Annotated in this window: 13 protein-coding genes and 1 riboswitch; of the genes, 7 read left to right on the top strand and 6 right to left on the bottom strand. The window is 63.8% G+C overall.

What is annotated here, in order from left to right; all coding sequences use genetic code 11:
- Positions 1-24 precede the first annotated feature (24 nt).
- Positions 25-1,200: an acetyl-CoA C-acyltransferase gene (locus P7A97_RS03950; protein ID WP_277688638.1), complete on the top strand. Its 1,176-nt coding sequence runs from the start codon at positions 25-27 to the stop codon at positions 1,198-1,200.
- 55 nt (positions 1,201-1,255) lie between these two features.
- Here P7A97_RS03950 and P7A97_RS03945 read toward each other — a convergent pair whose 3' ends face one another.
- Positions 1,256-1,885 carry a LysE family transporter gene (locus P7A97_RS03945; protein WP_277688637.1) on the bottom strand — a complete coding sequence of 210 codons (630 nt, stop codon included), beginning with the start codon at positions 1,883-1,885 and terminating at the stop codon, positions 1,256-1,258.
- A 79-nt stretch (positions 1,886-1,964) separates the two neighbouring features.
- Between P7A97_RS03945 and P7A97_RS03940 the strand changes: the two genes are divergently transcribed.
- The 5 genes from P7A97_RS03940 to P7A97_RS03920 all read left to right on the top strand — a co-directional run bounded on the left by P7A97_RS03940 (position 1,965) and on the right by P7A97_RS03920 (position 6,847).
- Positions 1,965-2,933, top strand: coding sequence for a 2-hydroxyacid dehydrogenase (locus P7A97_RS03940; RefSeq protein ID WP_277688636.1), 969 nt, complete (start codon positions 1,965-1,967; stop codon positions 2,931-2,933).
- A 31-nt stretch (positions 2,934-2,964) separates the two neighbouring features.
- The gene (locus tag P7A97_RS03935) at positions 2,965-3,963 is read left to right on the top strand and encodes a class I SAM-dependent methyltransferase (RefSeq protein ID WP_277688635.1); all 999 of its coding nucleotides are present in this window, start codon (positions 2,965-2,967) and stop codon (positions 3,961-3,963) included.
- 58 nt (positions 3,964-4,021) lie between these two features.
- Positions 4,022-5,476, top strand: coding sequence for an amino acid permease (locus P7A97_RS03930; protein ID WP_277688634.1), 1,455 nt, complete (start codon positions 4,022-4,024; stop codon positions 5,474-5,476).
- Positions 5,477-5,508: 32 nt separating this feature from the next.
- Positions 5,509-5,623, top strand: a riboswitch (yybP-ykoY riboswitch).
- Positions 5,624-5,718: 95 nt separating this feature from the next.
- Complete coding sequence (locus P7A97_RS03925) at positions 5,719-6,297, top strand: TMEM165/GDT1 family protein (RefSeq protein WP_277688749.1); 579 nt, start codon at positions 5,719-5,721, stop codon at positions 6,295-6,297.
- Positions 6,298-6,403: 106 nt separating this feature from the next.
- Entirely contained in the window at positions 6,404-6,847 is a 444-nt protein-coding gene (locus P7A97_RS03920; protein WP_277688633.1) for a ketosteroid isomerase-related protein, read from the top strand.
- A gap of 32 nt (positions 6,848-6,879) precedes the next feature.
- On the opposite strand, the gene P7A97_RS03915 is transcribed toward P7A97_RS03920, so the two are convergent.
- Positions 6,880-7,695, bottom strand: a complete 816-nt coding sequence (locus tag P7A97_RS03915) for a M48 family metallopeptidase (RefSeq protein ID WP_277688632.1) — start codon at positions 7,693-7,695, stop codon at positions 6,880-6,882.
- A gap of 176 nt (positions 7,696-7,871) precedes the next feature.
- Between P7A97_RS03915 and P7A97_RS03910 the strand changes: the two genes are divergently transcribed.
- Positions 7,872-10,010 carry a methyl-accepting chemotaxis protein gene (locus tag P7A97_RS03910; protein ID WP_277688631.1) on the top strand — a complete coding sequence of 713 codons (2,139 nt, stop codon included), beginning with the start codon at positions 7,872-7,874 and terminating at the stop codon, positions 10,008-10,010.
- 156 nt (positions 10,011-10,166) lie between these two features.
- Here P7A97_RS03910 and ispD read toward each other — a convergent pair whose 3' ends face one another.
- From ispD to kdsA, 4 genes are all read right to left on the bottom strand, one after another.
- On the bottom strand, positions 10,167-10,877 hold the full coding sequence (gene ispD, locus P7A97_RS03905) for a 2-C-methyl-D-erythritol 4-phosphate cytidylyltransferase (RefSeq protein ID WP_277688630.1): 711 nt from the start codon (positions 10,875-10,877) through the stop codon (positions 10,167-10,169).
- Positions 10,874-11,155 (bottom strand): cell division protein FtsB, encoded by a 282-nt coding sequence (gene ftsB, locus P7A97_RS03900; RefSeq protein ID WP_277688629.1) that lies wholly within the window; start codon positions 11,153-11,155, stop codon positions 10,874-10,876. The genes ispD and ftsB overlap by 4 nt, the downstream gene beginning before the upstream one ends.
- A 59-nt stretch (positions 11,156-11,214) precedes the next feature.
- The gene (gene eno, locus P7A97_RS03895; RefSeq protein WP_277688628.1) at positions 11,215-12,504 is read right to left on the bottom strand and encodes a phosphopyruvate hydratase; all 1,290 of its coding nucleotides are present in this window, start codon (positions 12,502-12,504) and stop codon (positions 11,215-11,217) included.
- An 85-nt stretch (positions 12,505-12,589) separates the two neighbouring features.
- Positions 12,590-13,435 (bottom strand): 3-deoxy-8-phosphooctulonate synthase, encoded by an 846-nt coding sequence (gene kdsA / locus P7A97_RS03890; protein ID WP_277688627.1) that lies wholly within the window; start codon positions 13,433-13,435, stop codon positions 12,590-12,592.
- Positions 13,436-13,441 lie beyond the last annotated feature (6 nt).

The raw sequence follows: 13,441 nt of genomic DNA, 5'->3' as shown, positions 1-13,441 counted from the left end.
CTTCACTCTTCAGAGGTAATACCGATGTCCGATATCGTCATCGTCAGCGCCGCCCGCACCCCCATGGGCGGCTTCCAGGGCAGCCTGTCCAGTGTTCCGGCCGTGGAACTGGGCGCCATCGCCATTCGCGAGGCGGTGGCCCGCGCCGGCATCGCACCGGCTGACGTGCAGGAAGTAATCATGGGTTGTGTGCTGCCCGCCGGCCTCAAGCAGGGCCCGGCCCGCCAGGCCTCGCTGAACGCGGGCCTGCCAGCCGCCACCGGCTGCACCACCATCAACAAGCTGTGCGGTTCCGGCATGAAGGCCGTGATGCAGGCCTTTGACGCCCTCAAGGCCGGCAGCAACGAGGTGATGGTCGCTGGCGGCATGGAGAGCATGTCCAACGCCCCCTACATCATCGAGAAGGCCCGCACCGGCCTGCGCATGGGCCACGGCGAGATCAAGGACCACATGTTCTTCGACGGCCTGGAAGATGCCCGCACCGGCCGCCTGATGGGCTCCTTCGCCCAGGAAACCGCCGACAAGTACGGCATCACCCGTGGGGAAATGGACACCTACGCCATCGAGTCGCTGAAGCGCGCCCAGGCCGCCATCCAGAACGGCGAACTGGCCAGTGAGATCGTCCCGGTCACCGTCACCAGCCGTAAAGGCGAAGTGGTGGTGAAGGACGACGAACAGCCGCTGACCGCCAATCTGGACAAGATCCCGACCCTCAAGCCGGCGTTCAAGAAGGACGGCACCATCACCGCCGCCAACGCCAGTTCGATCTCCGACGGCGCCAGCGCGCTGGTCCTGATGACTGCCGAGGAAGCGGCCAAGCGCGGCCTCAAGCCGCTGGCGAAGATCGTCGCCCACGCCACCCAGAGCCAGGACCCGAGCGAGTTCACCATCGCGCCGATCGGCGCCATGAGCAACCTGTTCAAGAAGACCGGCTGGAGCAAGGACAGCGTCGATCTGTACGAGATCAACGAAGCCTTCGCCATGGTCACCATGCTGGCCATGCGTGAGCACGGCCTGGACCACGCCAAGGTCAACGTCTACGGCGGCGCCTGCGCCCAGGGCCACCCGGTGGGCTCCACTGGCTCGCGCCTGATCGTCACCCTGATCAACGCCCTGCAGAAGAAGGGCGGCAAGCGCGGCGTGGCCTCGCTGTGCATCGGCGGCGGCGAAGCGACTGCCGTGGCCATCGAACTGCTGTAACCAGCACGCGAATGAAAAGCCCCGCCTAGGCGGGGCTTTTTTATGGGCGACGCTCTTATCGAAGCTCGGTAAAGGCCAGCTTGACGCCCAACCCCACCAGGACAGCGCCCATCAACCGGTCGAACCAATGCCCCAGGCGCGCGAAGCCGGCGCGCACGCGGCGCTGGCTGAACAGCAGCGCAACCAGGCAGAACCAGGTGGCCGTGGCGAAGGCCAGGTAGACGCCGTAACCCGCTTGCACCGTCAGCGGCGTATGCGGATTGATTACCACGGTGAACAGCGAGAGGAAGAACAGCGTGGCTTTGGGGTTCAGACCGTTGGTAACAAAGCCGGTCATGAAGGCACCGCGTGGCGAGCGCTCGGCGCCATCCACGGCCACGTCCAGGCCACCCGGCGCCGCCGGCTTGGCGCGCAGGGCCTTGATGCCGATGTAGAACAGGTAGGCCGCTGCCAGCCACTTCAGCGCGTTGAACAGCACGATGGACTGCGACACGATCAGACCGATGCCCAGCAGCGAGTAGGCGACATGGACGAAGATGCCGGTACCCACGCCCAGCGCCGTCCAGGTGCCTGCGCGGCGACCATGAGCCACGCTCTCGCGCACCACGACAGCGAAGTCCGGTCCCGGGCTGGCCACTGCCAGCAAGTGGATCAACGCCACAGTCAAAAACTCCGCCCAGTACATGCGACCTCCGAAGGGTGGGAATCGGTGAGACAGGCTGGCAACCTTACGCCACTGCAACGCATCCAGACAGGTACAGCTGATGAGCAACAGCACCCGCGCGGTCTTCCTCGACCACGCTTCTCTTGATCTTGGCGACCTCGACATGTCGCCGCTGCGCCAGGTATTCGGCGAACTTACTCTGCATGCCACCAGCACTGCCGCCGAGGCGACCGAGCGCCTGCAGGGCGCCCAGGTGGCGATCAGCAACAAGGTGCGCCTGGACGCGGACACCCTGGCCGCCTGCCCCGAGTTGAAGCTGATCCTGGTGTCCGCCACAGGCACCAACAACATTGACCTGGCCGCCGCCTGCGAGCACGGCATCACCGTCGCCAACTGCCAAGGCTACGGCACCGCCTCGGTGGCGCAGCACGCGCTGATGCTGCTGCTTGCCCTGGCCACACGCCTGCCCGACTACCAGGACGCGGTTCGTAACGGGGCCTGGCAGCGCGCCAGCCAGTTCTGTCTGCTGGACTTCCCGATCATCGAACTGCAAGGCAAGACCCTCGGCATCCTCGGCCATGGCGAACTGGGCGGAGCCTTCGCCCGCCTGGCCGAAGCCCTGGGCATGCGCGTGCTGTATGGCGCCCTGCCCGGTCGCCCGCCACGCGCCGATCGCCTGCCACTGAGCGAACTGCTGCCGCAAGTCGATGCCCTCAGCCTGCACTGCCCACTGACCGAGCAGACCCGCCATCTGATCGGCGCCGCCGAGCTGGCGCTGCTGAAACCCCAGGCACTGCTGCTCAACACCGCCCGCGGTGGCCTGATCGACGAGCAGGCGCTGGCCGACTGCCTGCGTGCCGGCCATCTGGGTGGCGCGGCGTTCGACGTGCTCAGCGAGGAACCGCCGCGCCATGGCAACCCGCTGCTGGCGAACGATATCCCGCGCCTGATCATCACCCCGCACAACGCCTGGGGCAGCCGCGAGGCCCGCCAGCGCATCGTCGGCCAATTGTCGGAGAATGCCCGCGCGTTCTTCTCCGGCGCCCCCATCCGCGTGGTCAACGGGTAAACTACGCGGCTTTTTTGACCCGGAGATCGCCATGGACCCACGAAGCGAAGTGCTGCTGCGCCAGCCAGAGCTGTTCCAGGGCGATCTGTTGCTGGCCGGTCTGCCGGCCGATGACCTGCTGGGCCAGTTGCCCCGTGCACAGGGCTGGAGCTGGCATGCCGGCGAACACAACAGGCTCGAAACCCGCTTCGCCGGGCGTTGCCAGTTCGGCACCCGAGCTCCCGAGCGCCACTTCGACGGTGCCGTGTTGTTCCTGCCGAAATCGCGCGAACTGACCGACTATCTGCTGCAGGCCCTGGCCACGCGCCTGGCCGGTCGCGCGCTGTATCTGGTCGGCGAGAAACGCGGCGGCATCGAACGCGCCGCCAAACAGCTGAGCGCGTTCGGCAAACCGCGCAAGCTGGACAGCGCCCGCCACTGTCAGCTGTGGCAGGTGACGATAGAGAACGCACCGGCAGCCCCCGATTTGCACGCCCTGGCCCAGCGCTTCGAGCTGCAACTGGCCGACGGCCCGCTGCAGGTGCTGAGCCTGCCAGGTGTATTCAGCCACGGCCGCCTGGACCGTGGCAGCGCCTTGCTGCTGGAGCACCTGGACAACCTGCCGCCAGGCCACCTGCTCGACTTCGGTTGCGGCGCCGGCGTGCTGGGCGCCACGCTCAAACGCCGCTATCCGCAGAGTCAGGTCAGCATGCTCGATGTCGATGCCTTCGCCGTCGAGAGCAGCCGCCTGACCCTGGCCGCCAACGGCCTGGATGCCGAGGTTATCGCCGGTGACGGTATCGATGCGGCACCCACGGGCCTGGCCGCCATCATCAGCAACCCGCCCTTCCATACCGGCGTGCACACCGACTACCAGGCCAGCGAACACCTGCTGCGCCAGGCCGCACGGCATCTGGACAAAGGCGGCGAGCTGCGCCTGGTGGCCAACAGTTTCCTCAAGTACCCACCGCTGATCGAACAACACCTGGGGCCTTGCACGCTCCTCAACGAAGGCGACGGCTTTCGTATCTACAACGCCCACCGCCGCTAAGCACACGCCCTGAATCAGACTCAGGCGTCGGCACAGCCGAACGCCCTGGAGCCCATTTGTGACCGAAAACACCCAACCTCATCTGCATCGCGTCCTGAAACCGCGCCACCTGAACATGATTGCCATCGGCGGCTCGATCGGTACCGGTCTGTTCGTTGCCTCCGGTGCCACGGTCGCCAGTGCCGGCCCCGGCGGCGCCCTGCTGGCCTACGCGCTGATCGGAGTAATGGTGTACTTCCTCATGACCAGCCTCGGCGAGATGGCCGCGCATATCCCGGTTTCCGGCTCGTTCAGCACCTATGGCAGCCGCTTCGTCGACGATGGCTTCGGCTTCGCCCTGGGCTGGAACTACTGGTACAACTGGGCGGTGACCATCGCCGCCGAACTGGTCGCAGCGCAGCTGATCATGAGCTTCTGGCTGCCCGATGTACCCGGCATCTACTGGAGCGCCCTGTTCCTCGGCCTGATGTTCCTGCTCAATGTGTTTTCAGTGAAAGGCTTCGGCGAGAGCGAGTTCTGGTTCGCCCTGATCAAAGTAGTCACCGTGGTCGTGTTCATCGGCATCGGCCTGGCCACCATCTTCGGCATCATGAGCGGCATCGAGTCACCGGGCTTCAGCAACTTCACCACCGGTGAAGCGCCGTTCGTGGGCGGCCTGCAGGCCATGGTCGGGGTGATGATGATCGCCGGCTTCTCCTTCCAGGGCACCGAGCTGATCGGTATCGCCGCCGGCGAGTCGGAGAACCCGAAGAAGAACATCCCCATCGCCATCCGTCAGGTGTTCTGGCGCATCCTGATGTTCTACATCCTGGCGATCTTCGTGATCGGCATGCTGATCCCCTACAACGAGCCGAGCCTGCTGCAGAACGACGCCAGCGACATCAGCGTGTCGCCCTTCACCCTGCTGTTCGAGCGCGCCGGCTTTGCCGCGGCGGCCAGCGTGATGAATGCCGTGATCCTCACCGCCATCCTCTCCGCCGGCACTTCGGGCATGTACGCCTCGACCCGCATGCTCTACAACCTGGCGACTCAAGGTAAAGCCCCCCGGCTGTTCGCTCGCCTGTCCGCCAGTGGTGTGCCGCGCAACGCGCTCTACGCCACGACGCTGGTTGGCGCGCTGTGCTTTTTCACTTCTATCGTCGGTGATAGCACCCTGTACACCTGGCTGCTCAATACCTCCGGGATGTGCGGCTTCATCGCCTGGCTCGGCATCGCCGTGTCCCACTACCGCTTCCGCAAGGGCTACCAGGCACAGGGCGGGCGCCTGCAGGACCTGCCCTATCGCGCCAAGCTGTTCCCCTTCGGCCCCCTGTTCGCCTTTGCCCTGTGCCTGCTGATCACCCTGGGGCAGAACTACCAGGCCTTCGTCGGCACAACCATCGACTGGGCCGGGCTGGTCGCCACCTACATCAGCCTGCCGCTGTTCCTCGTCATCTGGCTGGGTTATCGGCTGAAGAATGGCAGCAGACTCGTCTCCTACCGCGACATGGATGTGCGCGGCAGCGAAGACTGAGGTTGCCCCACCGGCACGCTTTGGGCACAATGCGCGCCGTCCTAGGGGAGTAGTCTCCCGTGAGCGCCCTGCTCACCCGGCATGCGTCAACACACTTGCTCCACAGAGCATGGCGCATGCGACCCAAGGCCCGCAGAGGCCTGGGTTTGACAAGACCTATGACACGCACACCTCACCCGGGGCGGGAAGGTCGTACGTGTCATAGCTAACCGTCAAACCCGCCCCTGTAGGAACGCCTGATGATGCTTGAATCCCTGCTCGTCCCCACCGGTATCGTGGCCCTCGCCGAAATCGGCGACAAAACGCAGCTGCTCGCGCTGTTGCTCGCTGCCCGCTTTCGCCGCCCCTGGCCAATCATCTGGGGCATAGTCGTCGCCACCTTGGCCAACCACTTCGCCGCAGGCGCGGTAGGCAACTGGGTTGCCGGATTCTTCTCCCCCAGCACCCTGAGCTGGATTCTCGCCGCCAGCTTCGCTGCTGTCGCGCTGTGGACGCTGGTTCCGGACAAACTCGACGATGACGAAGAGTCCAACCTCAAGCGGTTCGGCCCCTTCCTCACCACCCTGGTCGCCTTCTTCCTCGCCGAAATGGGCGACAAGACCCAGGTCGCCACTGTGATGCTGGCCGCCCAGTACCCTGATTTTGTACTGGTGGTGATTGGCACGACCCTGGGCATGCTGATTGCCAACGTCCCCGTGGTACTGGCCAGCCACTTCGCCGCCGATCGTCTGCCGCTGACGCTCATTCGTCGCCTGGCGGCCCTGGCTTTCGCCGCCCTGGCCATCTACGCGGCCTGCCAGGCACTGGGTTTGGGCGCATAGCTGCAGTCAGCGCTTGCATGAACGGTTTCACGAACAGAGGCTGAAACAGGTCTCAGCGCTGGTATTCTGTGCAACGGATTGCACAATCCCGCTAAAGGAGCAGTACATGTCAATGGACGAAATGAAAAGACGGGTGCGCCAGCACATCGACCTGACCTGGAACAAGGGCCGCCTGGCCCTCGCCGAGCAGATGCACGGTGCGGACTTCCTCTACAAAAGCTCATTCATCGGCCGCCCGCTGGGTAGCGCAGCCTTTACCCAGATGGTGCAGGAAATCCGCAGCGCCATGCCGGACATGGAGGTCGTGGTCGAGGAATGTATCGCCGAGGGCTACAAGGTGGTGACCTGGAGCACCCTGATCGGCACCATCGAAAAACCCGCGCTCGGCTACCCGCCGAGCGACAAGGTGCTGAGCATTTCGGCCATGGCCTTCTGGACCCTGGCACCAAATGGCGATATTCGTGAGATCTGCACCATGTTTGACATGGAGAGTTTCCGCGCCCAACTGGGTCTGGAGACTCGTCCCTACGCAGAAAAGGCCCTGCCCTGATATGAAAACGGCGCCTGCTGGCGCCGTTTTCATTATTTCTGAGCCTGCTGATAGAGCGGCATTACCTTCGGAATTGCCGCCTGCAGCGCCGCTATACGCGAGCTGGAAGACGGGTGAGTGCTCATGAACTCCGGCGGCGCACCACCGCCGGCCCGGCTCATTTTCTGCCACAGGCTGATCGCCGCATTCGGGTCATAGCCGGCGCGCGCCGACAGCTCCAGACCGATGATGTCCGCCTCGTTTTCATTGGAACGACTATTCGGCAGAGTCATCAGGTACTCCACCCCGGTATCCGCCATCTGCTTACCGGCCTCCCCCAGCCCCAGCAATGCCGAGCCAAGCTGAGTGGCCATCTGCGTACCGTAGGCCTTGGACATGGCCTCGCGGCTGTGTTCGCGCAAGGCATGGGCGATCTCATGGCCCATCACCGCGGCCAGCTCGGCGTCGCTGAGCTGCAACTGCTCGATCAGCCCGCTATAGACAATGATCTTGCCGCCAGGTCCACAGTTGGCATTCAGCTCGGGGCTGTCGATCAGGTTGACCTGCCAGTCCCACTGCGCGGCATCCGCCCGGAACACCGGGGCCTGAGCGATCAGGCGCTTGGCGATGGCCTGCACGCGCCGGGCATTCTGGCTGCTCTTGTCCAGCACGCCTTTGCTCGACGCCTCGCTGAGAGTCTGCTGATAGGCCTGGGCGTACATTTTGTCTACTTCCTGGGCGGAGAGCATGCTGAACATGTACTGCTTACGCTCCACACCCACCGCGCCACCGCTCGTGGTATTCACAGCCTGACAGGCCGTGAGCAGGGAAAGACCGGCCAGGGCTGTCAGGCGAAACAGGCTGTACATAACGAATCTCCGGGTAAGACAAGCGCCGTATGCTAGGGCGCCCTCAGACGCAGAGCAACGCCCCACTTGCACTATGACCCTCGGGCAACTTTGCTAGTTGCAGAGGTCGGCTCATGCTTTGGCATGTGTCGGCCGATAAGCCAGGGACAGGCACAACCCAATGTTGTGGAGTCTCTATGCGCTTCAAGTCGATTCAGTTCTCCGTGGTTCTCCTGGCCGGAGCGAGCATTCTCGCCGTGGTCATCGCCCTGGTGCTATACGCCCTGTTCGCCAACACCCGCACCCAGGCACTGGTGCAGCAACGCACCCAGGAACTGCTGCAGAACACCATCAATCAGCGCCTGCAGGCCATGGCCAATGCCCAGGTTGGTGAACTGCAGCGCAAGTTCGAACAGCCCATGCTGCTGGCCCAGTCCATCGCCACGCTGAACAGCCGTATCGGCCAAACCCTGCCTGACGGCACCGTACTAGGCACCAGCCGGGAAGAACTGAGTGCGCTGCTCGGTGAATATCTGAAGGACAACCCGGACTTGATCGACCTGTATATCGGCTGGGAAGCCAATGCGTTCGATCAGGATGACGACCTCTATGCCGGCCAGCAGGATATCGGCTACGACGCCTCGGGCCGCTTCATGCCCTGGTGGTATCGCGACGGTGGTCAGTTCAAGCGTGAGGCCCTGACCCTTGAGCAGATGGAAAGCCAGGAACGCCAGCCAACGGGCGTGCGCACCGGCGAGTACTACCTGTGCCCGAAGGAAACCGGCAAGCCCTGCGTGATCGACCCGGCCTCTTACGACTTCGGTGGCAAGCAAGTGCTGGTCGCGTCCTTCAACGCCCCCATCATGGTCGACGGCCAGTTCAAGGGGGTTGTCGGCAACGACTTGGCTCTGGACTTTATCCAGGCGCTGCTCAACCAGGCCAAACAGCAACTCTATGGCGGGGCCGGCGAACTGGCGCTGATCTCCGCCAATGGCAGCCTGATCGCCGCCACCAAGGACGCCAGCCTGGTTAACCAGCCTGCGGAAAAGGCAGTCGATAGCCAATTGCTGCAGCAATTGCAGCAGAGCGGCAGTGAAGATCCCATCCTGCGGCTGGATGAGCAGAGCCAGCAGATCCAGCTGATCCAGCAGTTTCGCGTGGCCGGCACCGAAACACGCTGGGCTCTGGCCATCGAGTTACCCACCCAGGCCGTCATGGCCGAACTGCGCCAGCTGCAGGGTGAGCTGACCGAGCAGGCCAACCAGGATACTTTCGGCATGACATTGGTTGGCCTGCTGGTGGCCGCCCTAGGCCTGCTGGTGATCTGGTTCGTTGGCTACGGCATCGCCCGCCCCCTGCGGCAGATGGTTGGCATGCTCGACGATATTGCCAAAGGCGACGGCGATCTCACCGTACGCCTGCAGGTCGATCGCGCCGACGAACTGGGGCAGATCGCCGGCGGCTTCAACACCTTCCTCAACAAGCTGCAGGGCATGATCCGCGACGTGGTTACCTCAGTGCAGAAAGTCAGCGACTCCTCCGAATACACCGCCGACATTGCCATCCGTACCAACCAGGGCGTGCAACGGCAGATGGCCGAGATTGACCAGGTCGCCACTGCAGTGCAGGAAATGAGCGCCACCGCCCAGGATGTGGCGCGCAACGCCACCCAGGCAGCCGAAGCCGCAAGCCATGCCGACCGCTCGGCCAACGACGGCAAGCGCATCGTCGAGAACACCGCCAAGGCGATCTCCGGCCTCGCCGGTGAAATTGGCCGCGCCGTGGGCGTGGTGCAGACCCTGGCCAAAGACAGCGAGAACATCAACGCCATTCTGGTAGCGATTCGTGGCATCGCCGAGCAGACCAACCTGCTGGCGCTCAATGCCGCCATCGAGGCCGCCCGCGCAGGAGAACAGGGCCGAGGCTTCGCCGTGGTGGCCGACGAGGTGCGCAACCTGGCGCAGAAGACCCAGCAAGCCACCGAAGAAATCCAGAGCATGATCCAGCAGCTGCAGAATGGCACCCGCGAGGTGGTCAGCGTGATGGAGCAGAGCCAGACACGCACCGACGACAGCGTGCAGCAGGCGCAGATCGCCGCCGAAGCGCTGGAGAACATCACCCAGGCAGTGTCGGTGATCAACGACATGAACACCCAGATCGCCAGCGCCGCCGAGGAGCAGAGCGCGGTGGCCGAGGACATCAACCGCAACGTCACCAACATCGGCCAGGTAGCCGCCGAAGTGGCGGGCGGTGCCGACGAAGCCAGCCAGGCCAGCGCCGAGCTGACCAAACTGGCCGAGCAGCAGCGGCGGTTGATTAATCAGTTCCGCGTCTAAGGTGAGTACGTCAGAGTATCCGGCCACGCCAGCCTTGGCAGAAGCGAGCTGCGGAGCTCCGCAAACAGGGCTCGCTCTGCCGCTGACACCAGGGTAGCCCGGACTTCAGTCCGGGAAACGGCGAAATCCCGGACTGAAGTCCGGGCTACACCGCGGTCAGTGTTTGTGCGTCCAGCGCTGGCGCAGCCACTCCAGGTCTTCGGGGCGGGTGATCTTCAGGTTGTCCGCCCGCCCCTCCACCAGCTTCGGCGACTGCCCGGACCACTCCAGGGCGGAGGCCTCGTCGGTGATCGCCACGCCCGCTACCAGCGCATCGGCCAGGGCCTGATGCAAGGCGGCGAAACGGAACATCTGCGGTGTATAAGCCTGCCAGATCACTCTGCGATCCACAGTTTCGGCGACACGTCCGTCCGCCCCGACGCGCTTGAGGGTGTCGCGCGCCGGCACGGCCAGCAGGCCGCCGACCGGGTCGTCGGCCAGCTCCTGCAGCAGCTTGTCCAGGTCTTCGGCGGCCAGATTGGGCCGTGCCGCATCATGCACCAGCACCCAATCGTCCGGCTGCGCGCCCAACTCCAGCAGGCGCAGCAGGCCGGCCAGCACCGAGTCGGCACGCTCCGCCCCGCCGTCGGCGCGCTGCACCCTTGGGTCGGCTGCGCCCGGCAGGGTTGGCCAGAACGGATCGTCCGCCGCCAGGCTCAGAACCAGGCCCTTGAGCTGCGGATGCTCGAGAAAACAATCGAGGGTGTGTTCGAGGATGGTTTTGCCGGCCAGCTGCAGATACTGCTTGGGACGGTCGGCACGCATGCGCGAGCCGATGCCGGCGGCGGGAATCACCACCCAGAACGAAGGAATAGGACTAGGGTTCATTCGGCGAGCTGATAGAGGGTTTCGCCCTCTTTGACCATGCCCAGCTCATGACGAGCACGCTCTTCGACCGTTTCCATACCCTTCTTCAGCTCGACCACTTCAGCCTCAAGGATACGGTTACGCTCGAGCAGGCGCTCATTCTCGCCTTGCTGCTCGGCAATCTGCTGCTTCAGTTCGCTGACCTGGGCCAGGCTACCCTCGCCCACCCACAGACGATACTGCAAACCGGCAAGAACCAGAATGAGCGCAACGAACAGCCAGTAAGGCGCCTTTGACATGTTGTTCAGGGTATCCATACAAAAAGGGCAGCTTGCGCTGCCCTTTTACCATTCCCGGCTTAGCCGCGGAACTCGGCGCGGCCGCGATACGGCGCCTTTCCGCCGAGCTGCTCTTCGATACGCAGCAGCTGGTTGTACTTGGACACGCGATCCGAACGGCACAGCGAACCGGTCTTGATCTGGCCGGCAGCGGTACCGACGGCCAGGTCGGCGATGGTGCTGTCCTCGGTTTCACCCGAGCGGTGCGAGATCACTGCGGTGAAACCGGCGGCCTTGGCCATCTGGATGGCTTCCAGGGTCTCGGTCAGCGAGCCGATCTGGTTGAACTTGATCAGGATCGAGTTGCCGATCTTCTCTTCGATACCGCGCTTGAGGATCTTGGTGTTGGTCACGAACAGGTCGTCGCCGACCAGTTGTACCTTCTCGCCGATCTTGTCGGTCAGGACTTTCCAGCCGGCCCAGTCGGACTCGTCCATACCGTCTTCGATGGAGATGATCGGGTAACGCTGGGTCAGACCGGCCAGGTAGTCGGCGAAGCCTTCGGCACTGAACACCTTGCCTTCACCAGCCAGGTCGTACTGACCATCCTTGAAGAACTCGGAAGAAGCGCAGTCCAGCGCCAGGGTCACGTCATCGCCCAGCTTGTAGCCGGCATTGGCCACGGCTTCGGCGATCGCCGCCAGGGCGTCTTCGTTGGAAGCCAGGTTCGGCGCGAAGCCACCTTCGTCACCCACCGCGGTGTTCAGGCCACGGGCCTTCAGTACGGCTTTGAGGTGATGGAAGATCTCGGCGCCCATGCGCAGGGCGTCGGCGAAGTTCTTGGCGCCCACCGGCTGAACCATGAACTCCTGGATGTCGACGTTGTTGTCGGCGTGCTCGCCGCCGTTGATGATGTTCATCATCGGTACCGGCATGGAGTAGACGCCCGGGGTGCCATTCAGATCGGCGATGTGCGCGTACAGCGGCACGCCCTTGGCCTGGGCGGCGGCCTTGGCGGCGGCCAGGGACACGGCGAGGATGGCGTTGGCGCCCAGCTTGCCTTTGTTCTCGGTGCCGTCGAGGTCGATCATGGCCAGGTCGAGGCCTTTCTGATCCAGCGCATCTTTGCCCAGCAGCAGGTCACGGATCGGGCCGTTGACGTTGGCAACGGCCTTGAGCACGCCCTTGCCCAGGTAACGGCTCTTGTCGCCGTCACGCAGTTCCAGCGCTTCACGGGAGCCGGTGGAGGCACCGGACGGCGCGCAAGCGCTGCCGACAATGCCACCCTCGAGGATCACATCGGCTTCAACGGTGGGGTTGCCACGGGAGTCGAGAACTTCACGACCCTTGATATCGATGATTTTTGCCATCGCGTTTAACACTCCAAATGTTCACGAGAGAGGATGCCTGCCGGTCACGGCCAACGGGCGCGCACTTTACCGGAGAACTGCTCGTTCAGGCAGTCTCGATCGGCGGGAAACTCTTCACCAGATCGTCCAGCTGCTTCAGCTGGCTGAGGAAGGGCTCCAGCTTGTCCAGGCGCAAGGCACAGGGGCCATCGCACTTGGCATTATTCGGATCCGGGTGAGCCTCGAGGAACAGGCCCGCCAGGCCCTGGCTCATACCGGCCTTGGCCAGGTCGGTGACCTGCGCACGGCGACCGCCGGCGGAATCGGCACGGCCACCCGGCATCTGCAGGGCGTGAGTGACGTCGAAGAATACCGGGTACTCGAACTGTTTCATGATGCCGAAGCCAAGCATGTCCACTACCAGGTTGTTGTACCCGAAGGAAGAACCGCGCTCGCAGAGGATCAGTTGGTCGTTACCGGCTTCTTCGCACTTTTTGAGGATGTGCTTCATTTCCTGCGGGGCGAGGAACTGGGCCTTCTTGATATTGATCACCGCACCGGTCTTGGCCATGGCCACCACCAGGTCGGTCTGCCGGGAGAGGAAGGCCGGTAGCTGGATGATGTCGCACACCTCGGCCACCGGGGCGGCCTGATAGGGCTCGTGCACGTCGGTGATCACCGGCACGCCGAAGGTCCTCTTCACTTCCTCGAAGATCTTCATGCCCTCTTCCAGGCCCGGGCCGCGGAAGGAGGTGACGGAGGAACGGTTGGCCTTGTCGAAGCTGGCCTTGAACACATAGGGGATGCCGAGCTTCTCGGTCACCCGCACGTACTCTTCGCAGGCCTGCATGGCCAGGTCGCGCGATTCCAGCACGTTGATGCCACCGAACAGCACGAAGGGTTTGTCGTTGGCGATTTCGATATCGCCAACCTTGATGATCTTCTGAGCCATGAGCGT

Origin of the sequence: Pseudomonas sp. GOM6 (assembly GCF_029537485.1) — a bacterium.
Taxonomy (GTDB): domain Bacteria; phylum Pseudomonadota; class Gammaproteobacteria; order Pseudomonadales; family Pseudomonadaceae; genus Aquipseudomonas.
Note: the sequence above shows the minus strand (reverse complement) of the source record. Positions and strands in the feature narration are given on the sequence as shown.

Bases quoted from the DNA above. Each gene is read 5' to 3' on its own strand.
- P7A97_RS03925 (WP_277688749.1), top strand. From the start codon at position 5,719: ATGCTTGAATCCCTGCTCGTCCCCACCGGTATCGTGGCCCTCGCCGAA.
- kdsA (WP_277688627.1), bottom strand. From the start codon at position 13,435: ATGGCTCAGAAGATCATCAAGGTTGGCGATATCGAAATCGCCAACGAC.
- ftsB (WP_277688629.1), bottom strand. From the start codon at position 11,155: ATGTCAAAGGCGCCTTACTGGCTGTTCGTTGCGCTCATTCTGGTTCTT.
- P7A97_RS03945 (WP_277688637.1), bottom strand. From the start codon at position 1,885: ATGTACTGGGCGGAGTTTTTGACTGTGGCGTTGATCCACTTGCTGGCA.
- P7A97_RS03935 (WP_277688635.1), top strand. From the start codon at position 2,965: ATGGACCCACGAAGCGAAGTGCTGCTGCGCCAGCCAGAGCTGTTCCAG.
- P7A97_RS03910 (WP_277688631.1), top strand. From the start codon at position 7,872: ATGCGCTTCAAGTCGATTCAGTTCTCCGTGGTTCTCCTGGCCGGAGCG.
- P7A97_RS03915 (WP_277688632.1), bottom strand. From the start codon at position 7,695: ATGTACAGCCTGTTTCGCCTGACAGCCCTGGCCGGTCTTTCCCTGCTC.
- eno (WP_277688628.1), bottom strand. From the start codon at position 12,504: ATGGCAAAAATCATCGATATCAAGGGTCGTGAAGTTCTCGACTCCCGT.
- P7A97_RS03940 (WP_277688636.1), top strand. From the start codon at position 1,965: ATGAGCAACAGCACCCGCGCGGTCTTCCTCGACCACGCTTCTCTTGAT.
- P7A97_RS03950 (WP_277688638.1), top strand. From the start codon at position 25: ATGTCCGATATCGTCATCGTCAGCGCCGCCCGCACCCCCATGGGCGGC.
- ispD (WP_277688630.1), bottom strand. From the start codon at position 10,877: ATGAACCCTAGTCCTATTCCTTCGTTCTGGGTGGTGATTCCCGCCGCC.
- P7A97_RS03920 (WP_277688633.1), top strand. From the start codon at position 6,404: ATGTCAATGGACGAAATGAAAAGACGGGTGCGCCAGCACATCGACCTG.